Raw genomic sequence first — 1,383 nt, 5'->3', positions numbered from 1 at the left:
ACGGCCCGCCGCTCGGCCGCGTCGCCGTGCCGGTAGGAGGGTGTCGGCGTACCCGGCGTGGTCGCCGGGCAGCGCGGTGAGCAGCAGCACCCGGGCGGCGTCGTCGGCGGTCCAGCCGGGGGCGTCGGGCAGCGCGCCGCGTCCGCAGCGCCGGCCGGCGGCGGGGAAGAGCCTGGTGATCGCGGTGGGCTCGGTGGCGACTTGGCGCAGCGCCGTGTCCAGCCAGTCGGGATCGGGTACGCCTCGCAGTGCGGCCCGTAGTGAATCCGGTGTCATCCCGTCTCCTCCCCTTGTGTTGCTACGCAGGCACCCCAGGTATGTCTGCGGGCACCTCGTCCTCCGTACGGCCGGCGATCGCGGCGGCGCGCAGGAACTCGATCGACCGGGCGGCCACGGCCGGCGCGGCGTGCGAGTCCCGGGGCAGCTCCACCGCGACCAGGCCCCGGTAGCCGGCCTGCGCCAGGGCGGCCAGCACCGGCGGAAAGTCGATCTCGCCGGTGCCGAACTCCAGGTGCTCGTGAACGCCCCGACGCATGTCGTCGATCTGCACGTTGACCAGGTGTTCGGCCACCTCGGCGACGCACTGCGGCACCGGCCACGGCTCCAGGCAGCGGCAGTGTCCGATGTCGAGGGTGATGCCGAAGCGGGCCGGCGCGCCGAGCGCGGCGCGCAGGCGCCGCCAGTCCGTGATGTCCTGCACCAGCATTCCCGGCTCCGGCTCGAAGCCGAGGGTGACACCGGCCGAGTCGGCCGCGTCGACGACGGTGGCGCAGCCGGCGACCAGCCGGTCCCAGGCGCACTGTGGCGAGACCGTCTCGGGGCGGACGCCGGCCCAGAACGAGACCGCCTCCGCACCGAGGTCCGCACCGATCCGCACGGCCCGACGCAGGAACTCGATCCGCCGCGTCGGGTCGTCGTGCAGCAGTGTCGGGGCGTGCTTGTGCCACGGGTCGAGCAGGTAGCGGGCCCCGGTCTCGATCACCACTCCGAGGCCCAGCGCGCTCAGCCGCCGGCCGACCGCCGCGATCCGGCGGGTGAGCCCGGGCGCGAACGGGTCGAGGTGGTCGTGGTCCAGGGTGAGCGCGACCCCGTCGTAGCCGAGGTCGGCGAGGACGGCGAGCGCGTCGTCGAGTCGGTGGTTGGCGAAGCCGTTCGTGCCGTACCCGAGGCGCAGCGTCGTCGCGTCGGCGACCGGCGGCGCGGGTCGCGGCTGGGGAGCGGTCATGTCGGGGACACCCTCCGGGCCAGTCGACGACCCAACGGCGCCGCCGCCGCGACGGCCAACCCGAGCAGGCCAGACCCGCCGCGTGCGGTGAGCGCCCCCTGGAGGGCGGGCAGCCCGGTGATCCCGCGCCGACGGCGGCACGGACCCGAGCCGGAACC

General features: G+C 75.5%; 1 protein-coding gene and 1 pseudogene. Both read right to left on the bottom strand.

Annotated elements, in window-relative coordinates; all coding sequences use genetic code 11:
* Window positions 1-276: pseudogene (locus tag JNW91_RS31370) on the bottom strand (EboA domain-containing protein); the annotation flags it as partial.
* Window positions 277-298: 22 nt separating this feature from the next.
* Window positions 299-1,225: a sugar phosphate isomerase/epimerase family protein gene (locus JNW91_RS31365; RefSeq protein WP_203179043.1), complete on the bottom strand. Its 927-nt coding sequence runs from the start codon at window positions 1,223-1,225 to the stop codon at window positions 299-301.
* Between the last annotated feature and the right edge of the window lie 158 nt (window positions 1,226-1,383).

Source organism: Micromonospora parastrephiae (genome assembly GCF_016802865.1).
GTDB lineage: Bacteria > Actinomycetota > Actinomycetes > Mycobacteriales > Micromonosporaceae > Micromonospora > Micromonospora parastrephiae.
The sequence above is the reverse complement of the archived record's forward strand: the minus strand, read 5'-3'. Positions and strand labels throughout refer to the sequence as shown.

What these genes read in the sequence shown, in the direction of transcription:
- JNW91_RS31365 (WP_203179043.1), bottom strand. Translation starts at nt 1,225, where the DNA reads ATGACCGCTCCCCAGCCGCGACCCGCGCCGCCGGTCGCCGACGCGACG.